The organism is Methylophaga sulfidovorans (genome assembly GCF_900114205.1).
Taxonomy (GTDB): Bacteria; Pseudomonadota; Gammaproteobacteria; order Nitrosococcales; family Methylophagaceae; genus Methylophaga; species Methylophaga sulfidovorans.
On sequence record NZ_FOSH01000006.1, the window covers coordinates 1 to 21,000 of the forward strand.

Genomic DNA, 21,000 nt, shown 5'->3' on the forward strand with positions numbered 1-21,000 from the left:
GAAAAGCCACCGATTTGGACAGGGATTTGAATACAATAAAACGACACATAAAGAGAGATTATCTGTGTTAATCCTGCTGACAACGATTGCCCACTGGATACTGATGGTGATTGGATTAGCTGCCCGGCAAACACAGCATCATCGTCAATATCAAGCTAATAGTTTGAAAACGGATTCGGTTTTATCATTACCTTTTATTGGTTTTAGAGTCATTGCTGATAAATATGCGAAATTGAAGATAAGAGAATTTATGAAGTCTGTCAGGGCACTTCATTTATCAAGTGCTTACTTGTTTGAAACGCTATAATTTTTGTGGGGATCGTACAGGGTTGGAGTGTTTGTATGCTTTTTTTCCTCATTCCCACGGTTTATCGTTCAAATTAAAAAAAGGTATGAGAACCTGTTTACCACCTTTTTTCGCTCATCATCACAACGTTTCTCAATTTAATCAATTTTTTAAATAAAGAAATGGGTCATGTTTGGAGTGGATATTTGGACCAGCATTGATACATTCTCAAATTGTTCGTGGCTAACTTATCGTTGGCTATACTCCCTAAAAAGCAGCTCCCTCTGAGATTCGTACTACCTAGGAAGTAAGTCCTCTTAGTAATTGTTGAGAGGTGCTGTGGAACTGAAAATAGCGTTGCCAATACTCATAAAATAGGGAGAAATATAATGGCACGCGATCCTAAGCACGACATACTCTTTGAGCCAATTCAGATTGGTCCAAAAACATTGCGTAATCGGTTTTATCAGGTTCCCCATTGCATTGGTGCCGGTTCAGATCGACCAGGCTTCCAGGCAGCACATCGTTCGATGAAAGCGGAAGGTGGTTGGGCAGCGATGAATACCGAATACTGTTCAATCCATCCAGAATCAGATGATACGCATCGTCTATCAGCACGTATCTGGGACGAAGGTGACGTTCGTAACTTACGGGCTATGACGGATGAAGTTCACAAATATGGTGCTTTAGCCGGTATCGAAATGTGGTACGGCGCCGCTCATGCACCGAACATGGAAACTAGGGCAACGCCACGTGGCCCCAGCCAGTTTGCCTCAGAATTTGAAACATTAAGCTACTGTAAAGAGATGGATCTTGATGATATCAAGATGGTTCAGCAGTACTACGTGGATGCCGCTTACCGTGCTCGCGATGCCGGCTTTGATATCGTTTATGTCTACGGTGCTCACTCCTATTTGCCTCTGCAATTCCTTAACCCGTATTACAACAAACGCACTGACGGTTATGGTGGTTCATTAGAAAACCGTGCTCGTTTCTGGGTGGAAACACTGGAAAAAGTCCGTAAAGCGGTGGGGGATGATTGTGCGATTGCAACCCGTTTTGCTATCGACACCATTTATGGCCCTGACCAGATTGAAGTAGAAGAAGACGGCATCAAATTTATTGAGCTGGCCGATGACTTTATTGACCTGTGGGATATCACTGTCGGTGATATTGCTGAGTGGGGTGAAGACGCTGGCCCATCACGTTTCTATCAACAAGGTCATACTGTGCCTTGGGTTGAGCATGTGAAACGTGTTTCCAAGAAACCTGTTTTGGGCGTTGGCCGTTATACCGATCCTGAAAAAATGACGGAAATCGTCACCAAGGGTATCGTGGACATTATCGGTGCAGCACGTCCTTCAATTGCCGATCCATTCCTGCCGAAGAAAATCGAGGAAGGTCGTTACGACGATGTCCGTGTCTGTATCGGTTGTAACGTCTGTATTTCGCGTTGGGAAATCGGTGGCCCTCCAATGATTTGTACGCAAAATGCGACAGCCGGTGAAGAGTATCGTCGTGGCTGGCATCCTGAGAAATTTGCCAAAGCGGGTTCAGAAGATTCTGTGCTGGTGGTGGGGGCGGGGCCTTCTGGTTCAGAAGCCGCCCGAGTATTGATGGAACGTGGTTACACCGTTCACTTATACGATAAAGCTGAAAAAGTGGGTGGTCATCTAAATCAGGTTGTCACACTGCCTGGACTAGGGGAGTGGGGTTATCACCGTGATTACCGTGAAACTCAGCTCGATAAGCTGGTTAAGAAAAACAAACACAATGTGATTGCACTGGGTCAGAAATCACTGACCGCTGATGATGTATTGGAATACGGTGCAGATAAAGTGGTTATCGCTACCGGCTCGCATTGGAATAGTGATGGTAATAACTGTCTGACACATGCACCAATTCCAGGTGCGGATGCGTCTCAACCTGAGCAACTGACACCAGAACAAGTGTTATCGGGTGAGAAGAAAATTGGCAAACGTGTGGTTATTTTGAATGCAGACAGCTATTTCATGGCACCAAGTCTGGCTGAAAAACTCGCTACAGAAGGCCATGAAGTGACGGTTGTATCAGGTGTTCATTTGGGCAACTACATGCACTTCACGCTGGAATATCCCAACATGATGCGTCGTCTGCATGAGCTGGGTATTGAAGAAATTGGTGATCACTTCTGCACTCGTATTGAGAAGAATCGCCTGGAAATCTACAACCTGTGGGGTGATGGTTCTAAACGTAGCTATCGTGGTCCTGGTGTTTTCCCACGTGAAGAAAACAAGACTCACCGTTGGTTGGAATTTGATTCTTTAGTGCTGGTGACAGGTCGTTCTTCTGACAATGCCTTGTACAAAGAACTTAAAGAGCGTCAAGCAGAATGGGATGAAAACGGCATCAAAGGTATTTACCTGATTGGTGATGCTGAAGCGCCTCGTCTGATTGCTGATGCGACATTTACTGGTCAGCGTATCGCAAGGGAAATCGAGGAAGAGAATCCTCAATATCCATTGCCGTACAAACGCGAAACGATTTCTTGGGGCACACCGCATATGCCAGGTGGTAACCACGAGATCGAATACAAGATCTAGACCGGAAACAAAGTGTGCTGTCGCTAACGGCAGCACGCTTTTCCAACCTCAGCAATCACTTATTCCTATTCCAAAAAAGCTTGCAGGTGTGTCATGAACGAAGCACAAGAGATTACTCGGATTTTATTTCAAGGTTTTCAGACCTCATCCATTTACCTTTTTTATGCGTTTGGTTATTCCGCTATCGCCGTCTTTCTTTATGGTTGTTACGTTCAGGTAAGAAAATACCGTCGTGGTCAGCCTGATTCGGCCTGGGGCGAGTTTCTTGCACGATTTGGTGACATGGTCAAAACCATGCTGACACACCGCACGATTAAACGTCGTGACAAAGCGGCAGGTAAAGCTCATGCCGCTATCTTTTTTGGCTTTGTATTGCTGTTTTTAGGGACAGCTACCATCACACTTGAATACGATATTACAGAGCCATTATTTGGCTTTAAATTCTGGTATGGCGACTTTTACCTGTGGTTCTCACTGGTACTCGACATTGCTGGAACAGCCGTTATCGCAGGCGTTTTATACATGATGTATCGCCGAAAATGGCTGAAATTACCTAAACTGGATTACAAACGTCCTGATCGTGAACCTACCGATCCTGACTACGACCGCAGTGAATATCGTCGTGAAGACTGGGCATTTTTATGGGGCTTTATCATAATCCTGATCACCGGCTTTTTGCTTGAAGCCTCGCGTCTGATTTGGCTGATGAATGATCCCACTGTCTGGGACTATCGCTGGTGGTCACCCGTGGGTGCTCTTATTGCTAACGTTTTACATGGCCTGGGTATTGGGCCTGAAGCGGCAGGGCATTTCCGTACCGGACTCTGGTGGTTCCACGGCTTTATTGCCCTAACCTTTGTGGCGCTGATCCCTTTTACCAAAGTGAAGCATATCTTTACCGCATCTGCGTCGTTAATGTTTCGCGACCCTATGGCCGGTCGTCGTTTACCTATGGTACCCGAAGATCAGGAAGAGATTGGGGTTAAAACCATTACTGATCTGACTTGGAAAAACTTACTGAATCTGGATGCCTGTACCAAATGTGGCCGCTGCCATGAAGCCTGTCCGGCCAATGCAGTGGGGGCACCATTATCACCACGTGATGTGATTCTGTCATTGCGTGAGTTTGCCAATAACACTTTGCAGAAAAAAGAGTTACCGGACGAAGCCGAGCTGGATGTACATGGTAAAGATATCGGTCAGGTGTTTATGGAAACGCTGTGGTCATGTCGTACCTGTCTGGCCTGTGTGGAAATCTGTCCGGTGGCGGTTGAGCATGTGCCGATTATTGTGCAGATGCGTCGTAAGTTAGTGGATGAAGGCAATATGGAGCCGATTCTGCAAAAAACGCTGCAATCCGTGCATAAAAACGGTAACTCGATGGGCGAGTCCAAACGTAAACGGGCGAAGTGGACTAAAGATTTACCTTTCACCATCAAAGATGCCCGTAAAGAACCAGTGGATGTGATGTGGTTTGTCGGCGATTACGCGTCTTTTGACCCACGCAATCAGGTGGTGACCAAATCGTTTGCAAAACTGATGCGTCAGGCTGGTGTTGATTTTGGTTTGTTATACGAAGCCGAAATGAATGCCGGTAATGATATTCGTCGCGTCGGTGAGGAAGGGCTATATGAGTTTTTGGCTACCTCGAATATCAGCACATTAGAAAAGTGTGATTTCCAATCCATTGTCACCACCGATCCACATTCATTTAACACCATCCGTAATGAATACCCGGACTTTGGTGGCGAGTTTGAAATTAACCACTACACCACGGTGATTAAACAGCTGTTAGAACAAGGAAAATTGAAGCTGAATAAACAGCTGGATCTGACGGTCACTTTCCATGATCCATGCCATTTAGGCCGTTACAACAAAGGCTATGATGCGCCTCGTGACATTATCAAAATGCTCGGTTGTGACCTGGTCGAAATGGCACGTAATCGTGATAACTCCTTCTGCTGTGGTGCCGGTGGTGGACGTATCTGGATTCCTGATCCGGTTGGTATTCAAAAACCATCTGAAAATCGGATACATGAAGCGGGTGAAATTGAGGATTTGGACGTGTTTATTGTGTCATGTCCGAAAGATCTCACCATGTTTGAAGACGCACGTAAAACCGCCGGTTATGAAGGCAAGTTTGAAGTGAAAGAGCTGATTGAGCTTATCACTGAGTGCGTGGAATTTGACGATGAGTCTGTTGATGAAGATGCAGACGCAGCTTAATGATTCGATGCCGGGCTCTGCGGCTGAGTTAATCTCAGTCGCGCTCGACAGCGGCGATATTTATAGCGCTGCAGCAGTGTATGGCCTGGCCGATATTGATGATAAAAAATCACTGGCAAAGCTGTTGACAGCAAAGCGTCGTGATGTACTTAAACTGGCACGTTGGGAACACACGCCTGCTGAAGTGCTGGCCTTGTTTGCTGATGTAGAGGATGAGGCGGTTCGCTTACGTATTGATAAAAACCCGGCGACACAGACTCAGACGCTAAGCAATTTATACCGTGATGAAGCAGATATCAGTTTTATCACCCTGATTGCCAAGCACGCTAATACCAGTGCCGAGGTGTTGTGGCAGATTTTACATAGCAGCACGGCGACAGAGTTAGTGCGTGCGGTAGTGAAAAATCCCAATACCGACGCCGAGACCTTAGCGCTGGTCGCTGAGAAATTTGCCGATCAATTTGATGCAGAGCTTGCCAGTCATCCAGCAACATCCGCTGATTTATTAATGCGTTTGTATGCACGTGGTAATGAGTTTGTTCAGGCCGCTGTGGTGGCCCATGAATCTTGTCCTGACGCTCTTTTTACACTAGCGGCAAAACAACAAAACAGCCTGATTCTTCGCCATTTAGCGAGCAATCCACATATTGATAAACGACTGGCCGCCCGTTTAGCGCTGGATAAGGATTATGTCGTGAGACGAGCAGCAGCCAGTCATAAAAACCTGCCAGCCTGGGTATTGCAAGAGTTGGTTAAAGACAAGTCTGAATATGTCAGACGCGTGGTGGCGGCAAGAGAAGAGCTGACGCCGGAGATGGTGAATTGTCTGATTGCCGATACCGATCATTGGGTCAGACAGCGGGTGGCTTTAAATCCCGCATTGAGTGAATCTCAGCTGTACCGCTTATCTCAGGATGAACATAAAGAAGTTCGCCGTGCTGTCGCCAGAAACCCAAAAACTAATCCCGCTCTGCTTAGCCAACTCGCTAACGATAAAGATAGTTGGGTGCGTGCAGGCGTCGCTAATCAGCCCAATACCCAAGCTAGCACGCTAATCATACTGGCTGAAATGGACGATGTAGATGTGTTGGGTGGCGTTGCTGCTAATCCAAGAACACCTCAGTCAGTTTTGCAGCGTTTGAGTAGCTCAGACAGTGCCGATGTTCGCCGAGCCGTCATTCTTAATACCACAGCGGTTCGGCAGACATTATTACCTTTATTGGACGATCCCTATTACCTGAATCGGATGATGCTGGTGCAAAACAAGGCACTTACTGCAGACGATAAATGGACCTTACATGATGACCCGGACCCGGTGGTTCGGTTCAGCCTTTTTACCTGGTTTTCCAGGCAATACCAGCAGTAACTCACTGCAAATAAAGCTGATGTAGACAGCAAAGTTAGGAGAAATAGCATGAAAATTTTAGTTGCAGTAAAAGAAGTCGCCTCACTTGACGATGACTTTGAAATTCGTGACGACCATTTGGATGTCGATGAGGATTTCCTGCTTTATGACCTGAATGAATGGGATGACTATTCCCTGGAAGAGGCCATGAATATTAAAGAAGCCTCGGATTCAGACGTGGAAGTGGTCGTTGTCTCTGTCGGTCCAGACAGAGTTGAGGAAAGCTTACGCAAATGTCTGGCAAAAGGGGCAGATCGGGCAATACGTGTCTGGTCGGATGAAATGGAAGGGTCAGATTCAATCACCATTGGCCGTGTTCTGGCGGCGGTGGCTGAACAGGAAAAACCGGACATGATTTTTGCGGGTGTGCAGTCATCTGATGATGCCAATGCCTCGACAGGTATTTCTTTATCGTCTTATCTTAACTGGCCTCATGCTGCCGTAGTCGCCGGGCTGGAGTATACACCGGGCAGTAATAAAGCCGTGGTCACTCGTGAACTGGAAGGTGGGATGGCACAGGAGGTGGAAATCAGCTGCCCTGCGGTGCTGACCATTCAACTGGGGATCAATACACCGCGTTATGCCTCTTTACGTGGTATCAAACAAGCTGCAGCCAAACCTATCGAAGAAATCAGCCTGAGCGATTTGGGATTGAGCGCCGAAGATGTGGGCGCTTATGCTAGTTTTGCACGGGTACGTCGTATGTATATTCCTGAAAAAGGTATGGCGACCATGATTGATGGTACACCTGCAGAACAGGCCGCAAAACTGGCAGAGATTATTAAAGAATATAGAGGAGAACTCTAATGAAAACATTTTTAGTCATGGCGGAAACTCGTCAGAATGAACTACGTCCGAATTCTTTGGAAGTGATCTCCGCCGCACAGGAACTTCGTCAGTCTGGTGATAAGGTTATCGTTGCCGTGACGGGGCAAAATGCCGATAACTACACGGGCGCTTTATCCTTAACGGGTGTCGATGAAGTGGTCGCAGTGAAAACAGCAACAGAAGAATTTGATGCCGATATTCAGGAAGCGGTCGTGTCTGAACTGATGGAAAAATACACACCATCTGTGGTATTGATGCCGCATTCTGTCGATAGTCTGGGCTATGCGCCAACACTGGCACGCAAGGGCAATTATGGTTTTGCTAGTGATGTGTTTGGGCTGGCCTATGATGGCGATGACTTAGTTGCGACCCGTGCTGCTTATAATCAAAAGGTGAATGTGGAAGTAGACTTCCCAAGAAAAGATTGTGTCTTGCTGACTATCCGCCCAAGCGTGTTTAAGCAGGCTGAAGAGGCCGGTTCGCCAACGATTTCATCACTGGATATGACTTCGCTGACTAGCCGAAGTCAGAATTTGCGTTATGTTGAACCGGAAGGCGCAGATGATATTGATATTACGGGTGTGGACTTTATTATGTCTATCGGTCGCGGTATCGCAGAAGAAAATAATGTGGATACCTTCCGTGAGTTATCTGAGCTGGCTGGGGCGACTTTATGCTGCTCGCGTCCGATTGCTGACTCAGGTTGGTTGCCAAAGTCACGTCAGGTAGGGCAATCTGGCAAGGTAGTCGGTGCTTGTAAGCTCTATGTGGCGATGGGCATATCTGGCTCAATTCAACATATGGCAGGGATGAAGCATGTGCCGAGCATTGTGGCGGTGAATACCGATCCGGGCGCATCGATATTTAATATTGCCAAGTATGGCATCGTGGCAGATATCTTCGATATTGAAGAAGAATTGCGCACACACTTTGAATAACGTTATTTTATCCGGCATCGGGTAGGTGTTTTATTTACCCGGTGCCTTTTATTTACATGAGGAAACAGATTTGGCAGATATACATGGGGCAGGTGTACGTGACGATATCGATGGCAATGGCTTTCGGGTAGGTATCGTTGTCTCGCGGTTTAATTCTGAGATTTGCACGGCACTGTTAAATGCCTGCGTGGATCAGTTAAAAGCCAGTAATGTTCAGGAACAGGACATTCAAGTGTTGTCTGTGCCGGGAGCATTGGAAATTCCAATGGTCATGCATGAACTGGCATTAAAAGGTAACTGCGATGGTCTGGTTGCATTAGGTTGTATCATTCGTGGCGAGACCTATCACTTTGAGATTGTGGCCAATGAGTCTGCACGTGCTTGTACGGATATCCAGATCGGCACAGGTATTCCGCTGGCGAATGCGATTCTGACCACAGAAAACGAAGAACAAGCGAAAGATAGGATGATCATCAAAGGCCGCGAAGCCGCGTTGGTGATTATTGAAATGATTCAAACATTAAAGTCTTTACATTCAGAATAAATTTTTCTTATACATCTTTTATATCAAGGGATTATTAAAGGTAAGGCGTAGGTATTCCGGTGGTTTTTACCCATTAAGGAGTACTCCATCATGAGAATTTTTATACGCCGCTGATTTCGGTAAGTTTTTTACATTGAATTCGTTCTATGTAACCGGAGTTAGACCATGAATAATCCCTTGCCCAAAGAAAGTATCACACGAAACTCAGTACTCAATGTTCGCCATAAGGAACTGGGGTCAACACTGGATGGCGAAACATGGAATGGCATGCCGATCCCATGGAGCTACCACACCGATGTGAATGATGAGGTCGTTGCAGTCCGCACTCGGGCAGGTTTATATGATGTGACAGGCCTCAACATTGTTAATGTCACAGGGCCTGCTGCATTAAAAATTATCGACAAGTTGGTGACGATTGATGTCACTAAGCTGGAGCCAGGCACTTCTCGACTCGCTGGGGAAGTCAATGAAGAAGGGGCGCTGGTCGATGACATCATGGTTATTTGTGATGATAAAGAACACTATCGTTTATCGCATGGCAGCGGGGCCACTCAGCAAACATTAGCTGAACTTGCCAAAGGCGAAGATGTGACGGTTGAGCAGGACTATGACGTGCACATTCTGTCACTTCAAGGCCCACGTTCTATCGATATTCTCGATCCAGAGCTGGATTTCGAACTGGCCGAGTTACCCTATTTCAAACATATCAACACCACCTTATTTGGTCGTGAAGTCGTTATCGCTCGTGGCGGTTACTCCGGTGAGCGTGGTTACGAAGTCTACTGTTCTGCTGCTGATGCCGTGTATCTGTGGGACATGATTCTGGAAAAAGGTCAGCCGTATGGCTGCATTCCAGCATCATGGGACTCACTCGACCTGACCCGCGTTGAAGCGGCCTTGCTTTTCTTCCCGTTTGATATGCCAGAAGGCGACACCACACCATGGGAAGTGAATATGGACTGGTGTGTTGATCTGGATAAACCCGGTGATTACATCGGTAAAGAAGCTGTTCTCAAGTTAAAAGGCAGAGAGCGTTTCAAACAAATCGGTCTTGAGTGTATGACAAATCAAGCAGTAGATGTCGGCGCTAAATTATTTATTGATGGTAAAGAAGTTGGGTTAGTGACCAGTTCAAGCTACAGCCAATATCTGATGAAGTCGATCGCTATGGCCCACATCAAACCCCAATATTCACAACTGGGAACGGCCGTGACGATTGATTCTGATAAGCCTGTTAAAGCTAACATTGTCAACATGCCTTTTTACGACCCAATGCGTATGCGCACTCATCCTAAATAAGCCGTTCATGTAGAAACAGGCTATACCATTATTCAGATTTAAGAAGAGGAAATGACAATGGAAAGAGGTTACAGAATTAGAAGTAAACCTTTATATGATCCGTTGATTTGGGAAGAGCATGCCACCGATCATGTGGTGATTGCTTATGCAGAAGGGGGCATCGGTGTATTGAAGTTATTCCAGCAAATGACCCCAAAAGAACCAATTAAAGTGTTGTTTGCCGATGATGAGCATGCACAGCGGTCTTACCATGACATTATCAGTAAATTGGTGGATGAAGGTCTACAGATTCTTGATGATAAAGAAGGCGTATTGTCAGCAGTATCGGCTACGCTTGATGAATGTGTTATGGGCACACAGTTTTATATCGCGGGTAATGAGGACTTCATTTGGGCTGCATCTCAGATACTGAAATCAGCAGGTGTGGATGACAAAAATATCATGAAAGAGCAGTGCGGCAGTCTGGCTCGTCCTGTCTACTGCGTACATTGTAAAACGATTGATCCTGAGGTTCATCACAACGTTTATACCTGTCCTGGATGTGGTCGTCATTTATTTGTCAGGGATCATTTTTCCAGACGTTTAGGCGCCTATATGGGGCTGATGGTCGATGCGGAGGAACCAGGCAATATTCCTGATGTTGAGGAGATATACCCATGAGTGTGTTGAATGTGACGGTGGCAAACGTAGAGCAAATCACCGATGTCGTCAAACGGTTTACATTTGTACAGGAGAATGGAGAAGCGTTACCTAAATTCTCTGGTGGTAGTCATGTGGTGGTATCAATGAATATCAATGGCCGCACACACCGTAATCCTTATTCATTAATGAGTTCGCCAGCGAATACGGAGAGTTATCAGATTGCTGTTCGTCGTCAGGACAATTCACGTGGTGGTTCTGTTTTTATGCATGAACAGGTTAAACCTGGCACTAAATTAACCATTACCTATCCAGTTAACTTATTTGCCATCAATCGTCTTGGAAAAAAACATATTTTAGTTGCTGGTGGTATAGGCATCACACCGTTTATGTCTCAGATCGCTGATTTGAACCGTTTAGGTGCAGATTACGAGCTGCATTATGCTTACCGATCAGCCGAGCATGCTGCATTTCGTCAAGAACTTGAAGCGTTATGTGGGGATCGTGTGCATTTTTATGTAGAAGATGATGGCTCACGCATTGACTTTGGTGACTTACTCAGCCATCAACCATTAGGTACACATGCTTATGTGTGTGGCCCTGAACCAATGGTGAAACTGATGTTGTTGACAGCAAAACATTTGGGATGGCCGAGTAATCATGTGCATAGCGAGCAGTTCTCTGCACCACCTATTGGCGATGAGTTCACTGTCATTCTGACCGAGTCAGAGAAAGAGATCGTCGTTCCTGGTGATATGAGTATGTTAGAAGCCATGGAAGAAGCGGGGGTGGATGCGCCTTTCCTATGTCGTGGCGGTGCCTGCGGTCGTTGCGAACTAGAAGTAGTTGAAACGGATGGTGCGCTATTACATCACGACCATTATTTAAGCGATGCTGAAAAAACGGCTGGTAATAAAATCTTACCGTGCGTCTCTCGTGCGAAATGTACCCGGCTTGTAGTGAATTTGTGAGGATAAATTATGAATATGGCATTTAAAAAAGAAACATTTCGGGATGATTATACGTTCACGAATTCGCCCGAAGCTATTCGTCGCTTTCCATTCCCGTTTGATAAAGATGAGTATATGTACAGTGTCAATATCGAACAGCATACAAAGGGCGTACCGGGCTCTGTATTTGAAAATGTGATCGATTTGGATGAGCATTATGTGGCCGAGTGTGAAGACCGCCGGATTACGTTGGAACAAGACCCAGACCGTTGCATTGCGTTACCACACATGATGGATGCACAGTGGGATATGCTGGAATTAGGAATGGAGTCGTTAGCTCAAGATTTCCCTGAACACTTCCAGTTAACTAAAGATGGCGATAAATGGCATTGGATCAATAAACCATTAGGCATCGATCACACGTTTATATTTGGAGATTTATCTACCTTACCGATGGAACCATTTGAGTTTATCGGGCGTCAACTTCAAGGTGATTGGGTCGTCATGGATCAGCGTGATGATGATCTGTTTGCTGATATGGGGATTGTCACTAGTCAGGCAGACTGGTCATTAGCATTTGACGCGGGTATGTCTTTTAAAGAATGGCATGGACCTGTTCCACAAGCGAACGAAATGGGCATTTTTGAACGCGCATTAAAATATTTGCTGCATTTGCAATACGGTAGCCCTGTTCGACGTTTGAACTGGACGATGACGGTAAATCCTCGCCTTGATACTTCACCAGAGAATTATCCAGTTTGGGGACCTGATAACGTGTCGGTCACCGCAGATAATGTGGCAGATAAGGTTTTTTTACGAGTGGAGTTACAGACGTTATTTCGTCTACCAAGAAGTAATGCGATGGCTTTTGGTATTCGTGGTTACCTTATCAGTGTGCGTGATATTGCCACTTATCCTCGTTGGGCAAAACGGCTGCATCGAGTGATGACAAATCTGCATCCTGATTTATCTGAATACAAAGGGTTAACCAATTATCGTCAATTAGTGATTGATTGGCTGGCACCAATGGATGACGGTGCTGATATTGGTGAAGGTACGCATCCGGAATAACAAAGAGATTAGGGGTAATCATTTAGTTAAAGGAAGGAAAGATGAAAAAAACAGTTTTGATGGTGGCAATGGCGGCAGCATCAACGTTCTCAGCAACCAGTACCATCGCAGATGAAGTATCACCACATAGTTTTAGTTCCAACGTGGGAATTTTCAGCCAATATGTATTTCGTGGCATTACTTATAGTGATGAAAGGCCTGCATTACAAGGTGGTTTTGACTATGCTCATGATAATGGACTCTATGCGGGAATATGGGGCTCAACATTAGAAGAGGACGACAATGCAGGTAACAGTCTGGAAGTGGACTTTTATGGTGGTTATTACCATCAATTAACCGACGATATTGGCATTGATGTTGGGTTGCTGCAGTTCTATTACCCTGATCACAAAAAGTATAACGGCGAAAATATTGACACGACTGAAGCCTATCTTGCTGCGAGCTGGAAATGGTTTACAGCAAAATACAGTCGGACTCTAACTGACTGGGGTGGTGTGAATAATAAATCAGCTGGTATTGATGGTTACGCCAATGGGGATACCAAAGGCACTGAATATATCGAGCTGAACTTTGCCTACCAGTTACCCTGGGAAGTGAATCTGAACTTACATGTAGGTCACCTGGATGTGAAAAACTACAGTGATTTCAATTACACGGACTATATGATTGGTTTAAGTAAAGACCTGACCATTGCTCAGTCTGAAGGCTGGACGGTGGGGATTAATTACACCGACACCGATGCAGATAAAGCCTGGTGGACAGGTGTTGATGGTGATAATCGTGGCGATAACCAATTTATCGGCTATATATCACGATCGTTTTAGCAATTTCATAAGCGGCAGCAGAGAGTCATGGATGGCTCTCTCTGTTTATTGCTCTGACGTAATATGCTCCAGCCCAGTCATCATGGCTTGATAATTATCACTACTGATATCAATGATGATGCCTTCCAAAGTTAATAACTCATCCGTTCCAGAAAAGACACCTTTACCCCGTTCCATCACCCATTTGATTTTGTTACTACGGGTCTGGATACGGTAAATGATTTGAAAACTGCGTTGTTGATTAACTTGTTGCTGGACATATTCCCAAACACGCTGCTGATCATCAGGATAAATCAGCTGCATATAGTTGAAATGGAGGGAGTTGGTAATTTCATAAGGCTGGTATTCCGTTACTTCCAGACAGCCTTCACTGACATAGTCAAATGTCCAGTTACGATCATTTTTACAACGATAAAGCATGCAGGGCACATTCGGCATGATCATATCGTTGGCTAATCTGGAACTGGCTTTGAGGTCGGCAGACGTTTGTTTGATACGGCTGATATCGGTCAGTGTGCCCATCACGCTGCTGCGTTCACTTTTGAGACGGGCAGTGGTGGAAGCACGCATTTCAAACCATTGCGAGCGGCCATTTTTTGCAATGAGGCGTAATTCAAACTGACTGTGGTGGCGTTTGCCTTCTGTCAGGGCGTTTATCCGGGCTTCTGCCAGCGGCAGATCTTCCGGGTGAATAAATTGAAATAAGGTTTTTTGCATGCACTCTTGTGGCGTGTAATCGAGCATGCGTTCCCAGGCGGGATTAAGAAAAATGATTTTTTGATCAACATTCATTTGAAACACGATTTGATCAAGGCGATCGATAAGATAACGGTAGGTGTGATCGATATCCAGTTTGGTCGAGGTCGGTTCAGATGAGGTGGTGGTGGTGAACTGCAACAGGAACTGACCATGTTGCTGTAAGGAGTTGAGAGGAGACAGTGATATCTGAGCCGGGATGGTTGTGCCATCCACATACAGCATACGTAACATCATGGTTTCACTGGAACGTTGATTATGCTGACGGCTGATAAAGTCTGTCATTTGTTGGTGTGAGCTGGGATGAATCAGATTGGTAAGAGGCAAGTCGGTAATCATGTCGCGCATGCCATTCATACCCAGTTCTTTTAGAAAGGCATTGTTGGCAAATTTAATGTTATAACCATCAATAACAGCAGCAGGCGTAGAAAGTTTGCTGGAGAGGTCCTGGCCCCAGATAACATCATCAAAGGCGATGGGGGATTGGGATTGAGGACGGCGTTTTAACCGAGGGTAGAGCGTCATGGCTAATATGGCGGATAAAAACATGGCAAGCACAGCAGCGAGCGTGGATATGTGTACTTTAAATGGGGCGCTGCTATCCCACCAGAAACCTAATACCAGTACAAATATACTGCTTAACATGACCAGACTGAACAAGATGATACTCATGTTTATATCCTTATTTAATCACCCACGTTGTTGTGATGTGTTGGCAGCATGTTGACTTTAAAACAGCGCTTCAGCGAAATCTTTCGTATTTTTTCCCGACGTACGCTTTATGCAAAGTGGGTAGTGTTGCTGATATGTATTGCTGCGACTATCTCATTGATGCAGGCAGGTATTTTCTTTCTTCTGGATTATATGCCTTCTGTACAAATAGCTCTAGCCAAGGTCAATGAACAGAAATATTACTGGGAAAATCAATTAGTTCATATTGATGTAAAGGACAGTGAAAAGTCACAAAAACTGTTCAGTGATATGCAGTCTCATTTTTTGAATACGCAGGATCCAGCCGTCATATGGATGCTTCGCCAGAAAAATGATGATATCGCTGAAGCCGTAAAGATAATCGAGTCTGAACAAGCTAATTTTGCTCAGTTAGCATCATTAAATTTACGTGCTGCCGTGCAGTTGCGAGGAGCTGACCGTTTGGCCTCAGCCTATAAAAATCTTGAACAGGCACTGCATAAAGATATTGAGATTAAACGAGCGGTATTAACACTGCTGGAATCTATCAGTCTGGTATTTGTGCTGAGCTGTATTTTGCTATTGGTGCTATCTACCCGGAAATTGCTGGTTGAACGACTTGATCGGCTTATGGCGTTTATCTACACCAAAAACAGTGAAACCAGTGCACTGGATGTCGAAGATGAATTTGCTTTGCTAGAGCATAGAGTGTCAGAGCTGTCTGCCAAGATGGAAAGCTTTGAGACAGAAGTGGCCTGGGCGCACCGAACCAGTGAGCATATTCGTGTATTAACCCGTGCCCAAACCTTTCTATTACGTTTTATTAAAACCGTATCTGAAGATGTATTGAGTGAAAAAACACTGCTCAAGATGCTTTATTCACTTGAACGTACTATGGGCTTTACCAACACGGCATTGATTTATACCGACGATGCCGCAGTGATATCCACTGAGCAGATCCTTTATTCCCACCACCAACCCAATGCTATTTCTGATCAGGTTTTTGATGAATTGATCGCGTCTGGCACGGCATCATTTATAGAGCTGAATGTTGAGGCTGAAGAAGTTGAATGTCTTGGTTTGAGCTTTACAGGCAGTCGTAATGAAGTCGGCGTGTTAGTGGTTGAAATGCAAAAAGGCCGCTTTCTGGAAGACTCTGAGATTAAAGTGCTGGAAATCACTGCCAAACTGCTGAGTATGGTGACCAAGTTTCAAAGCCATGATGAAGAGGGACGTCGTCTGGCGATTCTGGAAGAGCGTGCGGCCATTGCTCGTGAGCTGCATGACTCGCTGGCTCAATCATTGTCCTTTATGAAAATACAGATGGCCAGACTGCAATCGAATGTGATTGATGATAAGCAACGTGAGGTCACCACAGAACTCAGGGAAGGTCTGGACAATGCCTATCGCGAATTAAGAGAGCTGTTGACCACCTTCCGGGTGCATATGGATTTGCGCGGTCTGGGTTATGCGATTCAGGCTACTATCGATGAATTCTCACAACGCTCCAGTCTGGCGATTACTTTAGACAACCGCTTAGTGAACTGTCGACTGACGGTAAATGAAGAGTTTCACATTCTGCATGTGGTCCGTGAAGCCTTATCGAATATCGTGCGTCATTCCGGCGCCAAGCACGTTTCAATTTTGATGTTAGTTAATAACAAGGGGGAATTAGAGTTAACGATTGATGATGATGGGGTGGGCATGAGCAAAGTGTCATCGACCTATGATCATCATGGACAGGCAATAATGAAAGAACGAGCCAAGACCTTAGGTGGTGACATTGATGTCATGGCGAGACGTTATGGAGGAACACGGGTACGGCTGAAATTTGTACCAAAACTTGCGGAATAGCTCGTCATAAAAAATAAGAGAGAGAAATGGAAAATAAAATAAGAATATTAATCATCGATGACCATCCCTTATTTAGAAAAGGGGTGAGTCAGATTATTTCTGATGAACCAAACTTCGAGGTAGTAGGAGAGGCCGCATCTGGTTTGGATGGTATTGAACTGGCAGTGCAGTTAGCCCCGGATCTCGTACTGCTGGACTTGAATATGAAAGGTATTGATGGTCTGGAAACCTTAAGGAGACTCAAACAAACAGACCTGAAATCACGCTATGTTGTGCTCACCGTGTCTGATGCAGAAGAAGATTTGCTGGAAGCGCTGAAGTCTGGTGCCGACGGTTATCTGTTAAAGGATATGGAGCCGGAAGATTTACGCTCTAACCTGGTAAAAGCGGCTTTGGGTGTGACGGTATTACAGGATAGCCTGACAGAAGTACTTACAAAGGCCTTGATCGAGCCGGATACAAAAACGACGGCAGCGGATGTGAATCTGACAGATAGAGAAACAGAAATTCTCGACTGTCTGGCCGAAGGGATGAACAATAAAAATATTGCCAGAAAGCTGGGTATCAGTGACACCACAGTGAAAGTGCATATTAAAAATATTCTTCGTAAACTCAATTTAACCAGCCGGCTTGAAGCGGCTGTATGGCGTCATCAGAATAGATAAAAAAATCGGTAGGCGAAATGCCTACCGATTTTCGAGCCTTTTAACGCTTGGATTAAAGGGGCTTGCGTTGACCCACGAAGAAGCCTACGCCTCTGCTTGGTGTGGTAAAGGTAATGGTTTCGCCATTACCGAAATACAGTACGTCACCCACTTTGGCGTGGACTTGTTTGCCTGACTCGTCGCTGATAATAAATTCACCTTCAGCTACATACTTCATTTCTTCATAATCGTAGGTATAAACCAGCGGTTCATCACTTTTATTTAAATGAAAGAAACCAGCACAAATGGTTTTATCTTTGCTGTCTGAAATCACTGTATCGCCGAATGTGGCATTAACACCGTCAACACCCATAGATGGTTGTGGGTCTTTTACAGCTTGTTGAATATATTTCATATCTTGTCTCCAAATAGTTTTGTGTAAAAACACATAAGCTATTAAATCGACATGATGCAACGGCAACAATTATTAAGAAGGCTTAATCAAAAAGAAGTACAAAGCCATGAGAAAATGTATTTGTGATAAGCCAACACGTATAAATTAAGCTAGCTAGAACAGTAGTAAAAAATCAATTTATACTTTTAGACTAAAAAAATATCTAACGGACCTCGTGTCTGTTAAACAGAGTGTTAGTGATAAAGGAACAGATATGGATATCAAAATTAAGAGAATAATTATTACTGGTTTAGTCGGTTTATTGGTTTTATTAGCATATAGATTGATTGCTTTTGAATACATGTCTTACTCGATTCAGAACATGTCTAAACAGATGCTTGAAAATGCTCAACAAGCCCAAAACAAAATAGTTGAGCAACAATTACAACTCCAGCGTCAAAAGAAACAGGAAGCAGCCGCTAAAGCAATTGCGGAGCAAAGAGCACAAGAGCGAGCATTTAAAATCCAGCAAGAGAAGGCAAGATATGAGCAAGCTTTTGAAGACTGGTACAAGCAGCCGGAAGGTTGTGATAATTGGCGTTCACAAAGCCATATGGTCGAATGTGTAAATCACAAAATGCGTGCAAAGAACGAGTTTAAAGCTATTTACAACAAACCTAAAAAATAACTTTATCTAATCTTATAAATTTGTCGAAAAATAGCAAAATTGCTTAGGTTTAGAGACATATACCACTTAAGTGTTAATGTCTAGGAAGAATAGACGTATAAAAAGGCAGGGAATAGATTCCTCTGTATGTGACTGAATTAACAGGCACATTTACTATGAGGACTGAAAACCATGTCGTTTGATATAACTACACAGTTTGCAGAGCAGGTGTCGCTGGCATCTCTTGTGCAAAACCTTGTTTATGCCTCTGGCACCGTTGGGGCAATTTTTGTCGTAATAGGACTGCTCTTAATTGACGCAGGCGGTGTTAGGAGGCGTAATGCATTTAATGCAACTATAGAAAAATTAGTTGGTTTTTTTATCGGGTTTACCACCTATTTTGTGATTGGCTTTGCGTTCTGGGCTGCCCAGTATTACGTGATGGTCGATTACACATTGACCGATAGTATTAAGGATTGGTGGGCAGGTGGCATTTTAGCCAATCAACTTGCTCAAAATGTGGATCCGGCAGTTTTTCCGGGCCTGAATAACTTCCAGATCTTTATTTTCTTCCTGGCCACATTTGCCGGGATTATCAATGTCTTATTACACTTTGCTGTGTCTGAAAGAATGAAATCTTCGGCGTATTACATTACATCTTGTGTAGCGACGTTGGTGTCTTCTGTCTTGAGCTGGTGGACATGGGGCTCTGTTGGTCCGTTAACTAACCTGGGTTTCCATGATTTCTTCGGTGTCGGCTTTGTCTATTTGTTCCCTGCGGGTATGGCGATGGTATTCGTGAATAAGTTAGGGGCTAGACCGGGTATGTTCTCTGCTCATTCCAAAGTCGAAGAATATCGTGTTCCCAGTCTTGCCTTGGTGACCGTTGGGGTCTTTAGCGTGTTTGGCAGTTTGCCAATGGTGATTCTGTCATGCCTGTTTTTCTTTGATCCGGGTGCGCATGCGGTCAGTGTCACCATGGCTGATACCAGTGTTGGTTTAGCGTTTAACAACTATGCGGCGGCCTGGGCTGGCGGCACTTTGATGGGCGCGATACTGGCTTATTCAAAACGTAAATACAGCTATTTACTGCTAGGCCCATTCGCCGGTTATGTCTCGGGTGCATCAGGTTTTGATGTGTATATTCCCTGGCAGATGTTCTTGGTGGCTTTCGGCTCACCGCTGGTGGCTTATGTTATCTATGAATTCCTGCAAAAACGGGAAATTGATGAGCATAAATTATTGCCATTATTTGCTGGTGTAGGCTCATACGGTTTGATTATGACTGGCTTACTGCATATTGGTACACCACGCGGTGGTTATGTCGGTATCACTGAAGGTGCTTATGCTTTCCAGCACGGTGAAATCGGTGTGCTGATGCAAATCGTCGGGATTGTTGTGTGTCTGGGTACCGGTATTGTGACCGCGTTTATCCTGTCATTTATTCTGGAAAGAACCATAGGTATGCGTATTTCAGATGAAGAACAGGCAATTGGTCTGGATAAAGTCCATTGGGGATTGGATTCAGATGTATCACCTCAGGTAGAAGCAAAATAAAAGTTTTAAGTCTCTTTCGCCTGGCTCGTTAGAGTTTTTAGTGGCTTACTCTCTTGAGTAAGCCATTTTTTTATTTATTGATATTGCTTCTATGCCATAGATAAATATTAAATAGATGTTTCCACTCTTCAAAAGAATGTGTTGCTCTCTTTATGAATGTATTTTTTCAGTTTAAGGAAATAAGACTGTTGGCTGCTCTGCATGCCACTGTTCGTATTTCACCATCACACTGGCAAAGAGATCACTGTGTAAAAATTCACTCAACCAGTCTCTGACCAGTGGATAGGGTGATTGCTGAAACCAGTTCATATCAACCGAGGCAAACTGACGGATAAAGGGCAATAGAGCAATGTCTGCCATCGTCCATTTTTCAGTGAGCAGGCAACCATTTTTTGCTAATAAGGATTCCAATTTTTGTAAGGTCGCCTCACCTTGCTCACGGTAATACAGTTCTGGGTATTCCGGGTAACGATCGGCATATTTATAGCGATCGAGATAATACTTAAACTCACCATCATTATTAGCAATCAGCTCATCACAGTGCTGTTTTTGTTGATGCGTGAGCATTTGATACCAATCTTTGGGATCTCGCTTTTCCAGTGCCCAACGCATAATATCGATACTTTCGTCGATGACTTTTCCTGTTTCGGTCTGTAGAACGGGGACAGTCCCTTTTGGTGAGATAGCTAATAATTCTGCAGGTTTATCTTTTAATACCACTTCGCGAAGTTCGGTTTTGATTCCACTGGCGGCGAGTGCTAGCCTGGCTCGCATGGCATAAGGACAACGACGGAAACTATATAAAGTCGGGTACCGCATTGGGTGTGAATTCCAGTTTGAACAAAA

The 21,000-nt window shown here is 44.7% G+C and carries 18 protein-coding genes and 1 pseudogene; 16 read left to right on the top strand and 3 right to left on the bottom strand.

Annotation, left to right across the window (positions count from 1 at the left end):
* The 12 genes and pseudogenes from BM232_RS14880 to BM232_RS06180 all read left to right on the top strand — a co-directional run.
* Positions 1–307, top strand: a pseudogene (locus BM232_RS14880) (hypothetical protein); the annotation flags it as partial.
* A 368-nt stretch (positions 308–675) separates the two neighbouring features.
* On the top strand, positions 676–2,868 hold the full coding sequence (locus BM232_RS06130; protein ID WP_091712415.1) for an oxidoreductase: 2,193 nt from the start codon (positions 676–678) through the stop codon (positions 2,866–2,868).
* Positions 2,869–2,961: 93 nt separating this feature from the next.
* Entirely contained in the window at positions 2,962–5,094 is a 2,133-nt protein-coding gene (locus BM232_RS06135; protein WP_091712418.1) for a heterodisulfide reductase-related iron-sulfur binding cluster, read from the top strand.
* Positions 5,060–6,460 carry a HEAT repeat domain-containing protein gene (locus tag BM232_RS06140; protein ID WP_143092267.1) on the top strand — a complete coding sequence of 467 codons (1,401 nt, stop codon included), beginning with the start codon at positions 5,060–5,062 and terminating at the stop codon, positions 6,458–6,460. The genes BM232_RS06135 and BM232_RS06140 overlap by 35 nt, the downstream gene beginning before the upstream one ends.
* 48 nt (positions 6,461–6,508) lie before the next feature.
* Entirely contained in the window at positions 6,509–7,306 is a 798-nt protein-coding gene (locus BM232_RS06145; RefSeq protein ID WP_091712423.1) for an electron transfer flavoprotein subunit beta/FixA family protein, read from the top strand.
* Complete coding sequence (locus tag BM232_RS06150) at positions 7,306–8,265, top strand: electron transfer flavoprotein subunit alpha/FixB family protein (protein WP_091712425.1); 960 nt, start codon at positions 7,306–7,308, stop codon at positions 8,263–8,265. Before BM232_RS06145 ends, BM232_RS06150 begins: the two co-directional genes overlap by 1 nt.
* A gap of 70 nt (positions 8,266–8,335) precedes the next feature.
* A complete protein-coding gene (gene ribH, locus BM232_RS06155) occupies positions 8,336–8,809 on the top strand; it encodes a 6,7-dimethyl-8-ribityllumazine synthase (protein WP_091712837.1) in 474 nt (157 codons plus the stop codon).
* A gap of 165 nt (positions 8,810–8,974) precedes the next feature.
* On the top strand, positions 8,975–10,108 hold the full coding sequence (locus BM232_RS06160) for an aminomethyl transferase family protein (RefSeq protein WP_218153304.1): 1,134 nt from the start codon (positions 8,975–8,977) through the stop codon (positions 10,106–10,108).
* Positions 10,109–10,165: 57 nt separating this feature from the next.
* Positions 10,166–10,768 carry a dimethylamine monooxygenase subunit DmmA family protein gene (locus tag BM232_RS06165; RefSeq protein ID WP_091712427.1) on the top strand — a complete coding sequence of 201 codons (603 nt, stop codon included), beginning with the start codon at positions 10,166–10,168 and terminating at the stop codon, positions 10,766–10,768.
* Positions 10,765–11,718, top strand: a complete 954-nt coding sequence (locus BM232_RS06170; RefSeq protein ID WP_091712430.1) for a PDR/VanB family oxidoreductase — start codon at positions 10,765–10,767, stop codon at positions 11,716–11,718. Before BM232_RS06165 ends, BM232_RS06170 begins: the two co-directional genes overlap by 4 nt.
* A gap of 9 nt (positions 11,719–11,727) precedes the next feature.
* Positions 11,728–12,768: a heme-dependent oxidative N-demethylase family protein gene (locus tag BM232_RS06175; protein WP_091712432.1), complete on the top strand. Its 1,041-nt coding sequence runs from the start codon at positions 11,728–11,730 to the stop codon at positions 12,766–12,768.
* A gap of 41 nt (positions 12,769–12,809) precedes the next feature.
* Positions 12,810–13,592: a TorF family putative porin gene (locus BM232_RS06180; RefSeq protein WP_091712434.1), complete on the top strand. Its 783-nt coding sequence runs from the start codon at positions 12,810–12,812 to the stop codon at positions 13,590–13,592.
* A 45-nt stretch (positions 13,593–13,637) separates the two neighbouring features.
* Here BM232_RS06180 and BM232_RS06185 read toward each other — a convergent pair whose 3' ends face one another.
* A complete protein-coding gene (locus tag BM232_RS06185) occupies positions 13,638–15,020 on the bottom strand; it encodes a PAS domain-containing protein (protein ID WP_091712436.1) in 1,383 nt (460 codons plus the stop codon).
* A 48-nt stretch (positions 15,021–15,068) separates the two neighbouring features.
* Here BM232_RS06185 and BM232_RS06190 point away from each other — a divergent pair, with 48 nt between their 5' ends.
* On the top strand, positions 15,069–16,892 hold the full coding sequence (locus BM232_RS06190) for a histidine kinase (RefSeq protein ID WP_091712438.1): 1,824 nt from the start codon (positions 15,069–15,071) through the stop codon (positions 16,890–16,892).
* 26 nt (positions 16,893–16,918) lie between these two features.
* On the top strand, positions 16,919–17,557 hold the full coding sequence (gene narL, locus BM232_RS06195; RefSeq protein ID WP_091712440.1) for a two-component system response regulator NarL: 639 nt from the start codon (positions 16,919–16,921) through the stop codon (positions 17,555–17,557).
* Positions 17,558–17,609: 52 nt separating this feature from the next.
* Here narL and BM232_RS06200 read toward each other — a convergent pair whose 3' ends face one another.
* Positions 17,610–17,951, bottom strand: coding sequence for a cupin domain-containing protein (locus tag BM232_RS06200; RefSeq protein ID WP_091712442.1), 342 nt, complete (start codon positions 17,949–17,951; stop codon positions 17,610–17,612).
* Between the two features lie 253 nt (positions 17,952–18,204).
* On the opposite strand from BM232_RS06200, the gene BM232_RS06205 reads away from it, so the two are divergent.
* Positions 18,205–18,618 (top strand): hypothetical protein, encoded by a 414-nt coding sequence (locus tag BM232_RS06205; RefSeq protein ID WP_091712444.1) that lies wholly within the window; start codon positions 18,205–18,207, stop codon positions 18,616–18,618.
* A gap of 171 nt (positions 18,619–18,789) precedes the next feature.
* Positions 18,790–20,154: an ammonium transporter family protein gene (locus BM232_RS06210; RefSeq protein WP_091712446.1), complete on the top strand. Its 1,365-nt coding sequence runs from the start codon at positions 18,790–18,792 to the stop codon at positions 20,152–20,154.
* A gap of 171 nt (positions 20,155–20,325) precedes the next feature.
* On the opposite strand, the gene BM232_RS06215 is transcribed toward BM232_RS06210, so the two are convergent.
* The gene (locus tag BM232_RS06215; protein WP_091712448.1) at positions 20,326–20,973 is read right to left on the bottom strand and encodes a glutathione S-transferase; all 648 of its coding nucleotides are present in this window, start codon (positions 20,971–20,973) and stop codon (positions 20,326–20,328) included.
* Positions 20,974–21,000: the final 27 nt, after the last annotated feature.

What these genes read in the sequence shown, in the direction of transcription:
- narL (WP_091712440.1), top strand. Translation starts at nt 16,919, where the DNA reads ATGGAAAATAAAATAAGAATATTAATCATCGATGACCATCCCTTATTT.
- BM232_RS06180 (WP_091712434.1), top strand. Translation starts at nt 12,810, where the DNA reads ATGAAAAAAACAGTTTTGATGGTGGCAATGGCGGCAGCATCAACGTTC.
- BM232_RS06160 (WP_218153304.1), top strand. Translation starts at nt 8,975, where the DNA reads ATGAATAATCCCTTGCCCAAAGAAAGTATCACACGAAACTCAGTACTC.
- BM232_RS06190 (WP_091712438.1), top strand. Translation starts at nt 15,069, where the DNA reads ATGTTGACTTTAAAACAGCGCTTCAGCGAAATCTTTCGTATTTTTTCC.
- BM232_RS06205 (WP_091712444.1), top strand. Translation starts at nt 18,205, where the DNA reads ATGGATATCAAAATTAAGAGAATAATTATTACTGGTTTAGTCGGTTTA.
- BM232_RS06185 (WP_091712436.1), bottom strand. Translation starts at nt 15,020, where the DNA reads ATGAGTATCATCTTGTTCAGTCTGGTCATGTTAAGCAGTATATTTGTA.
- BM232_RS06175 (WP_091712432.1), top strand. Translation starts at nt 11,728, where the DNA reads ATGAATATGGCATTTAAAAAAGAAACATTTCGGGATGATTATACGTTC.
- BM232_RS06150 (WP_091712425.1), top strand. Translation starts at nt 7,306, where the DNA reads ATGAAAACATTTTTAGTCATGGCGGAAACTCGTCAGAATGAACTACGT.
- BM232_RS06145 (WP_091712423.1), top strand. Translation starts at nt 6,509, where the DNA reads ATGAAAATTTTAGTTGCAGTAAAAGAAGTCGCCTCACTTGACGATGAC.
- BM232_RS06165 (WP_091712427.1), top strand. Translation starts at nt 10,166, where the DNA reads ATGGAAAGAGGTTACAGAATTAGAAGTAAACCTTTATATGATCCGTTG.
- BM232_RS06130 (WP_091712415.1), top strand. Translation starts at nt 676, where the DNA reads ATGGCACGCGATCCTAAGCACGACATACTCTTTGAGCCAATTCAGATT.
- BM232_RS06210 (WP_091712446.1), top strand. Translation starts at nt 18,790, where the DNA reads ATGTCGTTTGATATAACTACACAGTTTGCAGAGCAGGTGTCGCTGGCA.
- BM232_RS06170 (WP_091712430.1), top strand. Translation starts at nt 10,765, where the DNA reads ATGAGTGTGTTGAATGTGACGGTGGCAAACGTAGAGCAAATCACCGAT.
- BM232_RS06140 (WP_143092267.1), top strand. Translation starts at nt 5,060, where the DNA reads ATGAGTCTGTTGATGAAGATGCAGACGCAGCTTAATGATTCGATGCCG.
- BM232_RS06215 (WP_091712448.1), bottom strand. Translation starts at nt 20,973, where the DNA reads ATGCGGTACCCGACTTTATATAGTTTCCGTCGTTGTCCTTATGCCATG.
- BM232_RS06200 (WP_091712442.1), bottom strand. Translation starts at nt 17,951, where the DNA reads ATGAAATATATTCAACAAGCTGTAAAAGACCCACAACCATCTATGGGT.
- BM232_RS06135 (WP_091712418.1), top strand. Translation starts at nt 2,962, where the DNA reads ATGAACGAAGCACAAGAGATTACTCGGATTTTATTTCAAGGTTTTCAG.